Raw genomic sequence first — 12,643 nt, 5'->3', positions numbered from 1 at the left:
AGATCCTCATCCCCTATAATCATTGCCCTACATGGCCCCTTAGCTCAGTGGTTAGAGCAGTCGACTCATAATCGATTGGTCCGCAGTTCAAGTCTGCGAGGGGCCACCAAATTTGAAAAGGCGTAGCAGGTTAGTATCTACTACGCCTTTTTTGCATTTTGTGGAAAGTGGGTGTAGTTAGGAAAATGCTTAACTCTGTCCCATCACGAGCATCAACTCCCCCACTTTTTTCACCTTCCAAGATATACCGCGGTCACCTCTTCGCGTCCATGTCCCAGCTCATTGCTGATCTGAAGTCTGACTTGTTTAACCTTATCTCGCAGTTCAATTGGCAATGTAGCCGCTCTAGGGCCGCCTTTAGCAGGGCAATCTAATCCTGTAAGAGCTTTGTATCTATCTTGAGCGTACGCATGTCTAAGCCCGTGAGCCTTATCTAATCCCATTTTGATACATGCTTGTTGATATCGGCCCAACTGTGTCTTATACAGCGTTCCTGACGGGATTAAAGAGCCAGAGCCAACCCATGGCTTCACAGAGTCCAATAACTCCCTCTGGCTGCTTGTTGTAATTGGAATCTCTCTTGGTCTAGCGCCTTTCGATTTAACAATTTTTAAGTAGGAGCCCTTGTCTGCATCCTTAAGACAAATCTTCATACATTCTTCTCGTCGTAGGCCAAACTCAGATTGCATTCGAAAAGACGTTTGCAAGTAAGGATCACTGATAAGGGCCAGCTTATCGAGTTCAAGGGTTCGAGACTTATCTATGTTTGTTACATAGGCTCGTTTTGGAATGCCAAGCGATGTATTGCTGGCGGGAAGCAGACCTGTTTTATTGATTTTCTCTAGGAGCCATCTCAAATGAGCCACTCTATTCTTAAGTGTGCCTGCGGACAGTCCTTCAGAAATCCAATGTCCTACAACTGCTTGAAGATGCTTTGATGAAAGGTTGTGTAACTCTAAGCGCCTAAAACCGAGCTCAGCCAAATTCTTATCGACCAATTTCAGTACCTTCTTCCTCTCTGCACGTGTCGCATGAGAGCCATCTGGGTTGCGTTTTAGTACCTTTGTCACTTTGAACATGAAATTACTAGCCATAAGTTACTCCGAATTAAAGTGGGCAGAAAAAGAAAAGCCGACACATGGTCGGCTTTTGGATTCGTCTATTTCATTTGCTCATATTTCTAAGATGCAGTAGCAGATAGTGAAAATTCGGTTAGTGTTATTGCCCCCACTTTATTAAGTGCCATCAAGGTGATGGTATTGGGACGAAGCTACTACGCGAGAAATCCCTGAACAATTGATTAGCCGTAAGCCATTGTCAATTGATGCTTTTAGAAGCCCGTGTGGGCGAAAAGGAATATGCGCTAAAAGTCTTGGTTTTCGATGCGAGTGCGATACAGCAATTGCTGTGTTGAAGTGATTCAAGAAGAGTATCGTTTATAGATGAGGCTATCGCAATTTAAGTGACGCTGAGAGCGTCATTGTTTCCGCCGTCACGCGGTAAGCATTCAAGAAAAGTGGTTTTAAGGCTAGGATTGGTAGGTGTTTCAAGCCCTGTCACTCTGTGAGAGTGACAGGGCTTCAAAGTCGTGTTTGGACATTTCCGTGTCAGTGAATCTACTAATTTAGATATAGGCGGATTACTTCGCGTAAGGCGAATCGTGCCATAGTCGTTTGTTAAATTGTTATTTTCCGTAGCTTTGCATTTGCTGACAACACGATTGAGTCACCTGAAATACGCCTTACGCCAAAATAGCCACCTGACGACGAAAGTTGGTGTACCTGAAGTGAATCTGAGTCAAACCTGTCAAACCAGTATGGAGCTAAAGAACATTGAGCAGATCCTGTCGCTAGATCTTCAGATATACCAATTTTGGGCGCAAAATATCTTAATACGTACCCATTTTCGCCATTTGCTGCAGTCACGATTAAAGCATGGTAATTACCAAGCTGTTTAAAGCGCATATCATCAGGCTTAAAATCTCTTACTGATTCTATTGAGGGCAAGACTATAACTAAGTCTCGAGTTGAAAATACATCAATAGCATCAACAGCCAAATCCGCTATTTCGGGTGGAACGACACATGTTTCACCTTTCCAGCTAGGCATCTCAAGAGTATACACACCATTCTTTTTGGCAATTAAGACTTCTCCGTATTTGCTACTGAAAAGTACGCTATCGAGTTTGTACTTAGAGATAATTGCAGCACCAGCCCCTAAGCTACCATGCCCACACAGGTTAATTTCCCCATCCAACGCAAACCAACGAATGTGAAACTGCCCATTAATTTTGATAACAAAAGAGGTAACTGGAAGTCCTGCTTTACAAGTTATTTTCTGTAACTCTTCATCAGAAAGCCAACTATCAAGCTCTAATACACCACAAGGGTTACCAGAAGCCGACTCACCACCAAACACATCATATGTTTCTAATTTAATAATTCACCACCCTAGATTGCCATTTAACGCTGATTAGACGGATTTACTCCGTAATTGTACGTGACCAATCATAACGTTAATCATACTCACGCTCAATCTAATGCCCGTATTACCTAGCATCTAGGATGTGAACTTCAGAAATTGCAGAAAGTTTCCGTATAACTCAGGCGGATTCTGAGCAATACGATTATCAACCTACACACGACCAAAGTGAGCATGGTTCCAACCTCATTAATCGGATTAGATTTGATAGAGAAAACGCACGCCCCAGAAAAGAATAGAGTATTTAATCTAACAAACTTTGGGGCACTTTCGAGTTACGAAATGCCAACTGTGAAGGTTCTGGACATAAACGAGTTATGTCTTTTCTCTACTTTAGTTTTTATGAATTAATTGAACTAAGGCAAACTCATAACTATAGCGATCCAATGTTTGCCATGGGCGTTATGAATTAGCTATTTAATCTACCTTAATTTGATTAACTAGACTCAACGCTATCAGGATACAAGCCTTTGCGTCGTTCAACACACCACATAAATGGAGATAATATCCAAAGTTTCATCTATTTCAGCTTCAATCTACGCACGGACGGTATGGAAAACTAGAGGCTTACGCAAGAGTGGTAGAACAAGTATCGATGTCGATTGCCTTGCTAGGGCTTTAATCATTTAAGCTATAAATGTGTACTTATCCATTGTTGTCTTAATTTACACAAATGCTATTGGCACCCCACCTAGCAGAAAACGTTTACCGCAGATGCCCCTTTTAAGTTGCTTAAATCTCGCTCAGCCAGTTCGAATATTGCGTAGTGTTTACAATTTTATTGAATAACTTAATGCCACCTTTCGTTGCCCTATCTGTCCAATAATGCCCATCAAGCTCTTCTACTGGAGAACCGTGATGGATTTCACTCCTAGCACCCTGTAGTTCAATATTTGGTTCGTTTCTATACACTCCAACGAGTTTGAATAAATCATCGTCTTCTTGTTGCTCAATACTATGTGCAACAAGGACTAAACAAGATTCTTTAGTCAGCAATCTTAGGCTTAGGTTTGTTAAAGTCAGTCAAACAACTGCATATCCGTAAATTGGGGCAGCTTTTTCTCCTGTTTCTGGGTTAACCCAGTTACTTTTCAGCTCAACTTTCCATGTTCCTCGTAAATCTGGACGTTTAACGTACCAGCCTTTAAATATTTTCCATGACCAAAGAGCTATCAACCAGACTCCAATAGTAAGGCCAATAAATGAAGATATATGTAGTCTAGTTGGCATTATTCACACCCCAAGTAATTCCAGGCCGCCTTGGCAAAATCTCGGCCATCCTTTCGAGTCCACTCAGACCTGAGTGAAACAGAAAAAACATTCATTTACTTCGAGCCAACGATTCTCACTAGGCTCGTCACCTTCCAGATTATCCCAAATGTAAAAAAGCATGGCTCGTAGCCGCTCTGTCCAAGTTGAATGCGAAAATACGGAATTTGGGCAATTGTAAGTTAGGCACTCTATGAAGAAAGACGGTAACTCTCGGAATATTCCATCTGCGGCCATGATATTTTCAAATCATTAGATTTGTTGGTCACAAGAATTGAGTTTAATCTTGAGATTACTACAACTAGGCAAGCACTCGATAAATACCTCAATATCAAAAACGAATACAAGACAAGGAAGCGCTTTCTCAAAGGACAACCCATTTCACCTAGTGATGCTGAACTTCTCTCCTTTTTGCAGCAGGACATTGATTTAGCGGAAAAAGTTATTCAGTTAGAGACAGAGTTAAAAGTAGCAAAAGATGAGATTGGTTACCTACAAGCTTTCATCCAGAAATTAGCTCAGATTGGGCAGAGTGACCTTAATGGAATGACTATTCTCAATAAAACCTTACGAGAAATTGAAGCTACAGCAAAGTAACTAGCGCTAGTAGAGTTCAATATTGGGTAAGCGAGTGTCCCTGATTATACAAATACTTCTGAAACCCGACAAACGTATCACGGATATCGACAAGTGACCCAAACACATCAGCTGTATTAGTTCCGACTAGATCTGACACTTCAATTTGAAAAGAAGAGAGTTACCCACTTTGATTAAAGGTGCTTAATCACTAATCAAAGACAATAAGAGGTAGCTCTCATGCTTCATACTAGCAATCCTATATTGCATCAGGTATTCGAGCATAAACTCATAGCAATCTACTTTAGATTTTAGCGAAGTAGGTGGCGGCCTTTTTTACGATATCTAGCTCTTCAGCTTGCTCAGCCAATAATCGTTTGAGCTTGGCATTTTCAGTGGCGAGTGCTCTTTCTCTATCGCTGATTTTCGTGTCTTTTTTGACGGCTTTGCGCCATCCATAGATTTGAGATTCATAAAACGATAACTGTTGTGCGGCAGCCGCGATACCGACTTTCTCTGCTAACTTACGTGCTTCGGCTTTAAATTCAGGAGCATGTTTGATTCGTGTTTCCTTAGTTGTCATTTTTCACCTCGTTAGTGATTGTACTCACTTAACTCGGTGTCCAAAACTGCTGGTGCGGATCATCACGGTTTTCTCCACTAATACCAATATATTAGGCCATTACACATTTACCTTTCCAGAAGACTAAGAGACAGGAGGGTTAAGATCTTTAGATGTTAATGATGGTAAATACTGAAACGAATACAAGTAAAAATAAAAGCAAATTATAAATCAATAGTTTAATAAAAACACGTCCACCTTCGTTCCGTTACACCTTAGCCCCAATATTCTACCACCCAATTTAGTGTCCGGACTTATTAAAACAACTACACCTTGCAATTTCACTCATATAGCGCTTCTCACAGATTTCCATTAAAAACACTATTGCAATAATTCTGGGAGTCTGTTCTACGAAAAATATATACAAAAAAACCAATAAGGCATACAGGTTTAATATTAAATCAAACATGAAAAACAATAAGTCAACTCACTACAGGAATGAAATGTGACCTACGCTTCCATTTTTCAATAAAAAAAAGTGATATTTTTATTTTATGCAGTATAGCTTCCCAATAAAAAAATCAATTTTATTAAAAAGATGTTTTTATGTGGATTTTATTTATTATTACATTTGTCCCTAGAGAAGAAATATCTAGTGGATAATTAACTGTAACTTTTTAAAAAAGGAGATATAAAGTGACAGCAAATAAATCTATTTTAAATGTGGCGATAAGCCTCGCTGTATTCTCAGGATTTCAAACTACCGCTCATGCTCACGGTTGGTCTGAATTTCCTGCGGCTCGTCAACATATATGCTATTCGCAAGGCGGCTTGTGGTCTGGAAGCCCGCCAAATGAAGCATGTGCAGCAGCTAAAAGGGTATCAGGAACTTACCCTTTTGTTCAGCAGAACGAATTTTCCAAAAATATCGCAGATTTTAGAAACATCGCAGCGGTAAAAGCAGCAATTCCTGATGGCACTCTTTGCTACGCGAACGACCCACAAAAGCAAGGGATGGGCGTAGCTCACACAGAATGGACTCGAACTCAACTCAATACAGGGACATTCCAGTATGTATTTAACGCAACTGCATCTCATAACCCATCATATTGGGAGTTTTATTTGACGAAACCTAATGCTGACTTAAACAAAAAATTAGCTTGGAGTGATCTAGAACTAATTCATTCGAACGGCAATGTTTTGTCGAATGGAGGGAAATACCGAATGAACGTTACGATCCCAAGTGACCGTTCAGGAGATGCGATATTATTTGTACGTTGGCAACGTGACGACTCTGCAGGCGAAGGGTTCTACAACTGTTCTGATATCACAATAAATGGCGATGGTGAACAAACTCCCGTATTAACTCCTGATCTCGTTAGAGGGGAAGCCTTCATCTCCGAAGAATTTGAAAGTCCAGAAATTGGCGATATTGTTCAATATGATATTTTTAATCAATACGGCGATATTACACGTAGTTTTGATATTGATATTAACTCTTCTAACATGGGAAGTTGGGCTCGTCTTTTAGCTTCAGAAATCAACGGCTGGCATGAGCAATACAAGGATGGAGCGATATTTATCGGTGACTGGCATTCAGAAATGCAACATTACATGTATTTCCAAGACGATATCTCACGTAACTATTTTAATTCCAAGAGTGGAAATGCGTCCGGAGAATTGTCACTAATTAAAAGCGATAACGAACAAACTCAACCATTAGAGAGTGAATTGTATGAATTAGCAAGTAGTGACAATATCGTCAATGCTGGAGAGGTCGTAGTATATTCCCCCGAGGAACCTTCCACTATAACACAAACGCAAGGGGATCATGTCACCATTGAGAATAACGACAGTTCATTAATTGTGATTGACACAAGTGCTATCCAGAGAAATCAAACCTTATCTTTTTCTGCAAATTCAATAAATAGCAATGCTGTAGAAACATTTTCGTTTGAAGTTCTCAAAAACAGCGAAGAAGTTATCGACCCTTCTCCAGAAGAAAGCATCGGGGAATCCCCTACAGCGTCGTTCACGATACAAGGTGCAACTCACATGGTTGGTCTACCTTTATCAGTTGATGCCAGTAATTCATACGACTCGGACGGAAATATTGAACAATATTTATGGGAAATGACTGACCCTAATGGAGAGGTAATCTACCCGGAGGTTCCTAACTTAGATCTAGTATTCTTTATTCCTAATGTATCAGGTGAGCATGAAATTAAGCTAACCGTTATTGATAACGAAAATAATAGTAATGTAGTGACAAAAACTGTAGTAGTTAATTAATATAACCAATAAAAGGGGGGAGATTCTCCCCTTTTTCTCGTACTAGTAAATTTAAATGAAATTCTTAATAAAAATAATTGCAATTTATTTATTGTTAATATTATATTTATATATTCCATCATCATTTGAAAATAATGTTCAAAATATAAAAGAACAAGTTTCGATAGTTTTTAATTCTAATAATCATGTTTGTACTGCCTTGTCTGTATCAGGCTATATGAAAGGACACAGTCACGGCTTACCTACAGAACCAAAAGTATCTAATCTCAATCATAATCACTGTATTATAAATGGTATATATTTAAATATGATGGGGTTATGGGTGATAAATATAAGGTCAGGCAATGAAATACTTAAAGAAATTAAATTTAACGTACATTAGTGTTTTGGCTGCATCAATATCTTTTATAATTTTTATGACTACTTTAAACAAGCGAGAGATTAGGTTAGATAGCAATGAATTACGCCTAATTAAAGAAAGTATGCTAGACCTTGAATTAAGAAATTTTGATGAATCACGATCTATTCTTTCTTCAAGAGAAAAGTTGGGAAAGAAAATCTTTAACGACACAAATTTTAGTAATAACAACGACACCAGTTGCGCTACTTGTCATGTACCGGAAGACAATTTTCATGATAAAAACAATATCTCCAGAAAAATAAATCCAAACTCGAATTTTAGGGCTATAAGTATACGTGGTACAGGTGGACAGGATTGGTATTTTTGGAATGGCCGAAAAGATTCTCTATGGGCCCAAGTCCTTGAAGCTATAATCAAAGATCATAACTTAACAAAATTGCAAGCTGTTGAATATATTTGTGGTCAATACTTATCCGATTACCTACTGGTGCTAGATTTTTGTAACTCATCAAATAGCTTACAGGATAAGTTTGTGAATGTGGGGAAATTAATTTCCGACTATGTATCTTCTATACCATATTACTGGTCTAGATTTGACGAATTTTCTTATCAAGTGATTTATAAGTCTAATTATGACAATGATATATTGTCTGACGATGAGTTAGAAGGTATGAAATTGTTTTTTGACTCTCAGAGAACTGGTTGTATTAATTGCCATAGCGGAAAACGATTTTCTAACGGTGGGTTTTATTCCATTGGAACAGGAGGGAATAATAAAAATGACCGTGCTAAAGGTCTATTAGAATACAAGAACTCAGATTATAAGTGCGACCTATATAATAAGAAAGTTGAATGTAGGAAGTACCAATATGTAAATTATAACAATGAGATAAAAGGTGCATTTAAGGTGCCTTCTCTTAGAACCCTAAATAAGAGCCCAAGTTACATGCACGATGGCAGGTACAAAAATTTAGAAGAAGTAATTGAATTTTATGTTAACCCTTATAGATTCCCTTTAACTCACACAGATGTAAAACCGTTGAGGTTACTTCCTCATCAACGCCAGCAACTTATTAAATTTTTGACAGCACTAGGTGATAAACATGAAAACTAGAAAATTTAAATTACCATCATTGTTTTTTATAACGTTATTGCTATACTCGCCAATCACTCTATCTCATGTTCAATGGTTTGTTGCTTCTGATGAAATGAAGTATGCAAGTTTTTCTTGGGACAATATCTATACCAATCTAACACTATTAGTTCTAATTCCTTCTATATTTGGTGTATTCATCACTCGACACGGTAGTAATATAAATATAATAGACAAAATAATGTACACTAGAATTGGATTTAGTAAAGTAATTCTAGCTTCACTATTTTCAGTATCGACAGTGCTTTTTTTTCTACTAATTGTTGTACAAGGTGGGTTTATCGCTCCAAACTTGAACTTACCAAGTAATCAAATCCTTACTGGTGTATACCTGCAGAGTTTAGTAGTGTTATCCGCTTGCATAAGCATCTCTCTGTCAGGTTTCTTTGTTTTAGTTTCTGCATTTTTCATGATGGTCCATATACCATTAGCAATATCTATAAACTACATCTTTGAGTTTCTCTCAGTCGGTATATTTATGCTCTTGACGGGGCCATATCTCTCTAACTTGGATAGACAGGTCTTCACAAAGCTTAACATCAATAAAGCTGCTATGTGGAGTATTTCTATCAAATTTCTGAGAGTAGGAATAGGATGTCAACTAGCAATTTTAGCCTACACTGAAAAACTGGCTTACCCGGGACTAGCTCTGGTGTTTATTGAAATGTTTCCATTTTATAACTTTTTCCCAGCAATTGGGCTCAGTACGGTATCTGACTTACATTTCGTCTACTTTATAGGTCTGTGTGAGCTAATTCTCGGAGTATTACTCTCACTGGGCTTAGCAAATCGATTGGTGATGATAATGTTAGTAATTGCTTTTGTTACTACATCTTTTATCCACGGAGCTCATGAAATTGAAGGCCATCTTCCTCTATTTGGCGCTGCTTTTGTATTGATTTGCGAACTCAAAAACTCTATTAAAAACAGATCTGACCAATCCGGACATTGGGATAAGATCCGATATTCACTATACGACAGTTATGTTTCAAAAAATTCACCAGCTAGAAAGTGAGAACCTTATGAAGTCATTACTTATGACCCTTGTTATTTTAGTGTCTAACTCGGCGTCACCCTCTCCCTTCATACATGGCGAAAGAGTTGAAAACATAATTATAGTCTCCTATTTTGCCGAATGGTGTGTCCCATGTCGAAAAGAGGCAAAAGTACTAAACTCCCTTATAGATAAATATCCAGTGGTAGGAATAAACTACGATTTGTCACCAGACCATCACACAAAAAAAATAGTGGAAGATTTGGAAATACAATTTCCAGTATATAAACTAGAGAGTGTAGATCTTGTCATGTATCCATTGCCGCCAGTTTTACCTACCACCTATATCATTGATAAAGGTGAAATTGCTCATACTTTATATGGGGAACAATCTCTAGAGAGTCTTACAAAAGCACTAGCTAGATATTCTTTTTAAGCAATTATTAATGGGTATAAAAATGAATCGACTACTTATCACACCACTGTTGCTGTGTTCAATCTATGTCCAAGCCTTTGAGGTTGACATGCGTCCAATAAGCGGAATAGGTCCTAATGCATCACTCTCTAGGCTTTCTACAAACTACAATCAAGGAGAACCACAAACGACACTCTCATGGGTCGAAGAAAATGGAGAAAATGCAACTTTAAAGTTTTCTACGTTCAACAATAATGCATGGAGTGATGCCAAAACCGTAGCATCCGGTACAAATTGGTTTAACAATTGGGCTGATTTCCCAAGTGTTATCAAGCATGGTTCACTTTTAACAGCACACTGGCTAGAAAAAACAGATGTTGGTAAATACGACTATAAAATTCAACTCAGTCAGTCAAATGACAAAGGAGTAAACTGGTCTTCACCATTAACACCCCACCAAACAAAAATACATGCTGAGCATGGATTTGTCTCTCTACTCCCTCTAGGAAAAGAAACATTTGCGGTTTGGTTAGATGGGAGGCACACAAAAAGCTTCAATCACTCTCACCATCACAGCAACACTGAATCTATGATGCTGAGAGCCGCCACGTTTAAAAATGGCCAATTATATAATGAATGGTTATTAGACGAACGAGTATGTGACTGCTGTGCTACGGCTGCAGTTACTACAGATAAGGGGGTAATTGTTGCTTACCGAGGTAGAACTGGACATGAGATTCGGGACACTAAAATTCTTCGATTAATTGATGGTAAATGGCAACCCGCTAACTACATACCAACAGATAATTGGCAAATAGACGGTTGTCCAGTGAACGGACCATCCCTGTCCGCTAAAGGGAAAATGGTTGCTCTCAGTTGGTATACTGTTCAGAATAATAAGGCGACCGTCAAGCTTTCGATTTCTAATGATTACGGTGATAATTTTCTCCCCTCAATAGTCGTATCTCAGAATACTATTGGGAGAATTGACACAACGTTCCATAATGGTTTCCTGATAGTCAGTCATCTAGATAACAATAGCAACAGGGTGAGCCTAATCTTGAGCCGATACACTCTTAGGGGAGAGCTAGTAGACAGAAATACTGTTGTTCAATTAAGTCCAAGCCGAACTACAGGCTTCCCTACACTAACAAGCCATAATGACAAATTACTTGTTTCTTGGAACTCGAACACAGTACATACTGCTGTCATCAACTTCCCAGTACGGAAGGACTAAATTTAATTTCATTTTGTAAGGCGATACGACTGTTCGGCTTACATATGTTGCAGATACTTTTTAAGGACATTTAGCACTCTAGAATCCGTACTCTAACTGTTTTTTGGCCAATTGCTTGCTGCGAACTGTATATGAACGTGGCAAATTTGAACACTCTCCTCGCTCAGGCAGCTATTGCTACTTTTTTGCGAGCCCCCTTTGCAAAATTGGATACTAGAGTTTGTCCAACAATCTGTTGGACAAATTATTCTTATGAAGGTTTGCAGCTATCTAAACACATTTCGGGGCATTTTCGTGTTACATGCCCCTCCAACAAACATCTGGACAAAAGCTTGTTAGAGTCTGAACTACTCAAACTTCCGCTCCTTATTATTTGAACTATCAACTACACATAACTATGAATTCTATCTAATGGTTAAATATACTCAGGGTCGTTTCAATAAATTTTTCTGGTTCTTCTAGCATTGGCGTATGCGATACATCTTCTAACTTAATTAGCTGTAATGATTTAAATGCGCCTTCAATGCTTTCCCACACCTCAATCGGAGCAATGCTAAAATCTAGTTCCCCATTAATGACGGTGGTATCCAAGTTTGAAGAAAACTGCGTAAGTTCGATATCTCTGAATATTTCTCCCCAAAGCGTATCTAGTAGTGGTGTATTCATTTCAACATCATCCCACAAAGGTAACTCATCAAATGATGCATCTTTCCATCTCATTGGGCCTAATCTACGACAGATATGCGCAAACTTACGTTCTGGCTGCTTGGCAATATCACTTTCTAGTCTAGCCAAACTTGTATCTAGCAACTTTTTTCGTTGTTCAGAAGCGTTTTCAGACCAATGAGTAAACTGTTTCTGTTGCATATCAACTGACAGACTTGGCGCAGCACCAACTACAATCAACTTTTCGATCTTTGTTTTCGCATGACTTGCAAAGTGCATTGCCATATACGCATGACCTGAATGGCCTAAAACACTAGTTTTAGTTAGATTTAGGCTGTCGCATATTGCTTGAATATCACGAGTGATAGTATCTAAGTTGACAAACTCAACTGGATTTACAGCATCACATTTTGAGAATCCGCGATGATCCACATACACACAAGTAAAGTAATTGTGCAGAGATTCGGGAATGACTTTCTTGTAGTAGTTCACACTACCAATAATTAACAAATGTGGGCCTGTTCCATGCTGCTCGACTTGTAAATGATAATTATCACGATGGACAAATAAAGGATTTCTATCGTTCATTTATATACTCACTCTGGTTGCTATGGAACCATTCTAGAACATGGTTTAGA

The 12,643-nt window shown here is 38.5% G+C and carries 11 protein-coding genes, 1 tRNA gene and 1 pseudogene; 8 read left to right on the top strand and 5 right to left on the bottom strand.

Annotated elements, in window-relative coordinates; genetic code table 11:
• The first annotated feature begins 33 nt into the window (after positions 1 to 33).
• Positions 34 to 109: transfer RNA gene (locus tag ACXABW_RS02170), tRNA-Ile, on the top strand.
• A 121-nt stretch (positions 110 to 230) separates the two neighbouring features.
• On the opposite strand, the gene ACXABW_RS02165 is transcribed toward ACXABW_RS02170, so the two are convergent.
• From ACXABW_RS02165 to ACXABW_RS02155, 3 genes are all read right to left on the bottom strand, one after another.
• On the bottom strand, positions 231 to 1,094 hold the full coding sequence (locus tag ACXABW_RS02165) for a phage integrase N-terminal domain-containing protein (protein WP_457523794.1): 864 nt from the start codon (positions 1,092 to 1,094) through the stop codon (positions 231 to 233).
• Between the two features lie 582 nt (positions 1,095 to 1,676).
• The gene (locus tag ACXABW_RS02160) at positions 1,677 to 2,417 is read right to left on the bottom strand and encodes a PhzF family phenazine biosynthesis protein (protein ID WP_457523793.1); all 741 of its coding nucleotides are present in this window, start codon (positions 2,415 to 2,417) and stop codon (positions 1,677 to 1,679) included.
• A 1,086-nt stretch (positions 2,418 to 3,503) separates the two neighbouring features.
• Entirely contained in the window at positions 3,504 to 3,710 is a 207-nt protein-coding gene (locus tag ACXABW_RS02155) for a hypothetical protein (protein ID WP_457523792.1), read from the bottom strand.
• A 297-nt stretch (positions 3,711 to 4,007) separates the two neighbouring features.
• On the opposite strand from ACXABW_RS02155, the gene ACXABW_RS02150 reads away from it, so the two are divergent.
• Positions 4,008 to 4,346, top strand: a complete 339-nt coding sequence (locus ACXABW_RS02150) for a hypothetical protein (RefSeq protein ID WP_457523791.1) — start codon at positions 4,008 to 4,010, stop codon at positions 4,344 to 4,346.
• Between the two features lie 225 nt (positions 4,347 to 4,571).
• On the opposite strand, the pseudogene ACXABW_RS02145 reads toward ACXABW_RS02150, so the two are convergent.
• Positions 4,572 to 4,908: pseudogene (locus tag ACXABW_RS02145) on the bottom strand (transposase); the annotation flags it as partial.
• A gap of 675 nt (positions 4,909 to 5,583) precedes the next feature.
• On the opposite strand from ACXABW_RS02145, the gene ACXABW_RS02140 reads away from it, so the two are divergent.
• From ACXABW_RS02140 to ACXABW_RS02115, 6 genes are read left to right on the top strand one after another with little or no spacing between them, the layout of a single operon-like run.
• Positions 5,584 to 7,179, top strand: coding sequence for a lytic polysaccharide monooxygenase (locus tag ACXABW_RS02140; protein WP_457523790.1), 1,596 nt, complete (start codon positions 5,584 to 5,586; stop codon positions 7,177 to 7,179).
• A gap of 55 nt (positions 7,180 to 7,234) precedes the next feature.
• Positions 7,235 to 7,561 carry a hypothetical protein gene (locus ACXABW_RS02135; protein WP_457523789.1) on the top strand — a complete coding sequence of 109 codons (327 nt, stop codon included), beginning with the start codon at positions 7,235 to 7,237 and terminating at the stop codon, positions 7,559 to 7,561.
• Positions 7,524 to 8,654 carry a cytochrome-c peroxidase gene (locus tag ACXABW_RS02130; protein ID WP_457523788.1) on the top strand — a complete coding sequence of 377 codons (1,131 nt, stop codon included), beginning with the start codon at positions 7,524 to 7,526 and terminating at the stop codon, positions 8,652 to 8,654. The genes ACXABW_RS02135 and ACXABW_RS02130 overlap by 38 nt, the downstream gene beginning before the upstream one ends.
• Positions 8,644 to 9,708: a hypothetical protein gene (locus tag ACXABW_RS02125; RefSeq protein ID WP_457523787.1), complete on the top strand. Its 1,065-nt coding sequence runs from the start codon at positions 8,644 to 8,646 to the stop codon at positions 9,706 to 9,708. The genes ACXABW_RS02130 and ACXABW_RS02125 overlap by 11 nt, the downstream gene beginning before the upstream one ends.
• A gap of 7 nt (positions 9,709 to 9,715) precedes the next feature.
• Complete coding sequence (locus ACXABW_RS02120) at positions 9,716 to 10,123, top strand: TlpA family protein disulfide reductase (protein WP_457523785.1); 408 nt, start codon at positions 9,716 to 9,718, stop codon at positions 10,121 to 10,123.
• Between the two features lie 22 nt (positions 10,124 to 10,145).
• Entirely contained in the window at positions 10,146 to 11,339 is a 1,194-nt protein-coding gene (locus ACXABW_RS02115; RefSeq protein ID WP_457523784.1) for a hypothetical protein, read from the top strand.
• Positions 11,340 to 11,747: 408 nt separating this feature from the next.
• Here the strand turns inward: ACXABW_RS02115 and ACXABW_RS02110 are convergent, their stop codons facing one another.
• Positions 11,748 to 12,593 carry an alpha/beta fold hydrolase gene (locus tag ACXABW_RS02110; protein WP_457523782.1) on the bottom strand — a complete coding sequence of 282 codons (846 nt, stop codon included), beginning with the start codon at positions 12,591 to 12,593 and terminating at the stop codon, positions 11,748 to 11,750.
• Positions 12,594 to 12,643: the final 50 nt, after the last annotated feature.

Source organism: Vibrio paucivorans (assembly GCF_054053395.1).
This window is presented reverse-complemented; position numbering and strand designations above follow the sequence as displayed.

Bases quoted from the DNA above. Each gene is read 5' to 3' on its own strand.
- ACXABW_RS02165 (WP_457523794.1), bottom strand. From the start codon at position 1,094: ATGGCTAGTAATTTCATGTTCAAAGTGACAAAGGTACTAAAACGCAAC.
- ACXABW_RS02155 (WP_457523792.1), bottom strand. From the start codon at position 3,710: ATGCCAACTAGACTACATATATCTTCATTTATTGGCCTTACTATTGGA.
- ACXABW_RS02135 (WP_457523789.1), top strand. From the start codon at position 7,235: ATGAAATTCTTAATAAAAATAATTGCAATTTATTTATTGTTAATATTA.
- ACXABW_RS02130 (WP_457523788.1), top strand. From the start codon at position 7,524: ATGAAATACTTAAAGAAATTAAATTTAACGTACATTAGTGTTTTGGCT.
- ACXABW_RS02125 (WP_457523787.1), top strand. From the start codon at position 8,644: ATGAAAACTAGAAAATTTAAATTACCATCATTGTTTTTTATAACGTTA.
- ACXABW_RS02120 (WP_457523785.1), top strand. From the start codon at position 9,716: ATGAAGTCATTACTTATGACCCTTGTTATTTTAGTGTCTAACTCGGCG.
- ACXABW_RS02115 (WP_457523784.1), top strand. From the start codon at position 10,146: ATGAATCGACTACTTATCACACCACTGTTGCTGTGTTCAATCTATGTC.
- ACXABW_RS02110 (WP_457523782.1), bottom strand. From the start codon at position 12,593: ATGAACGATAGAAATCCTTTATTTGTCCATCGTGATAATTATCATTTA.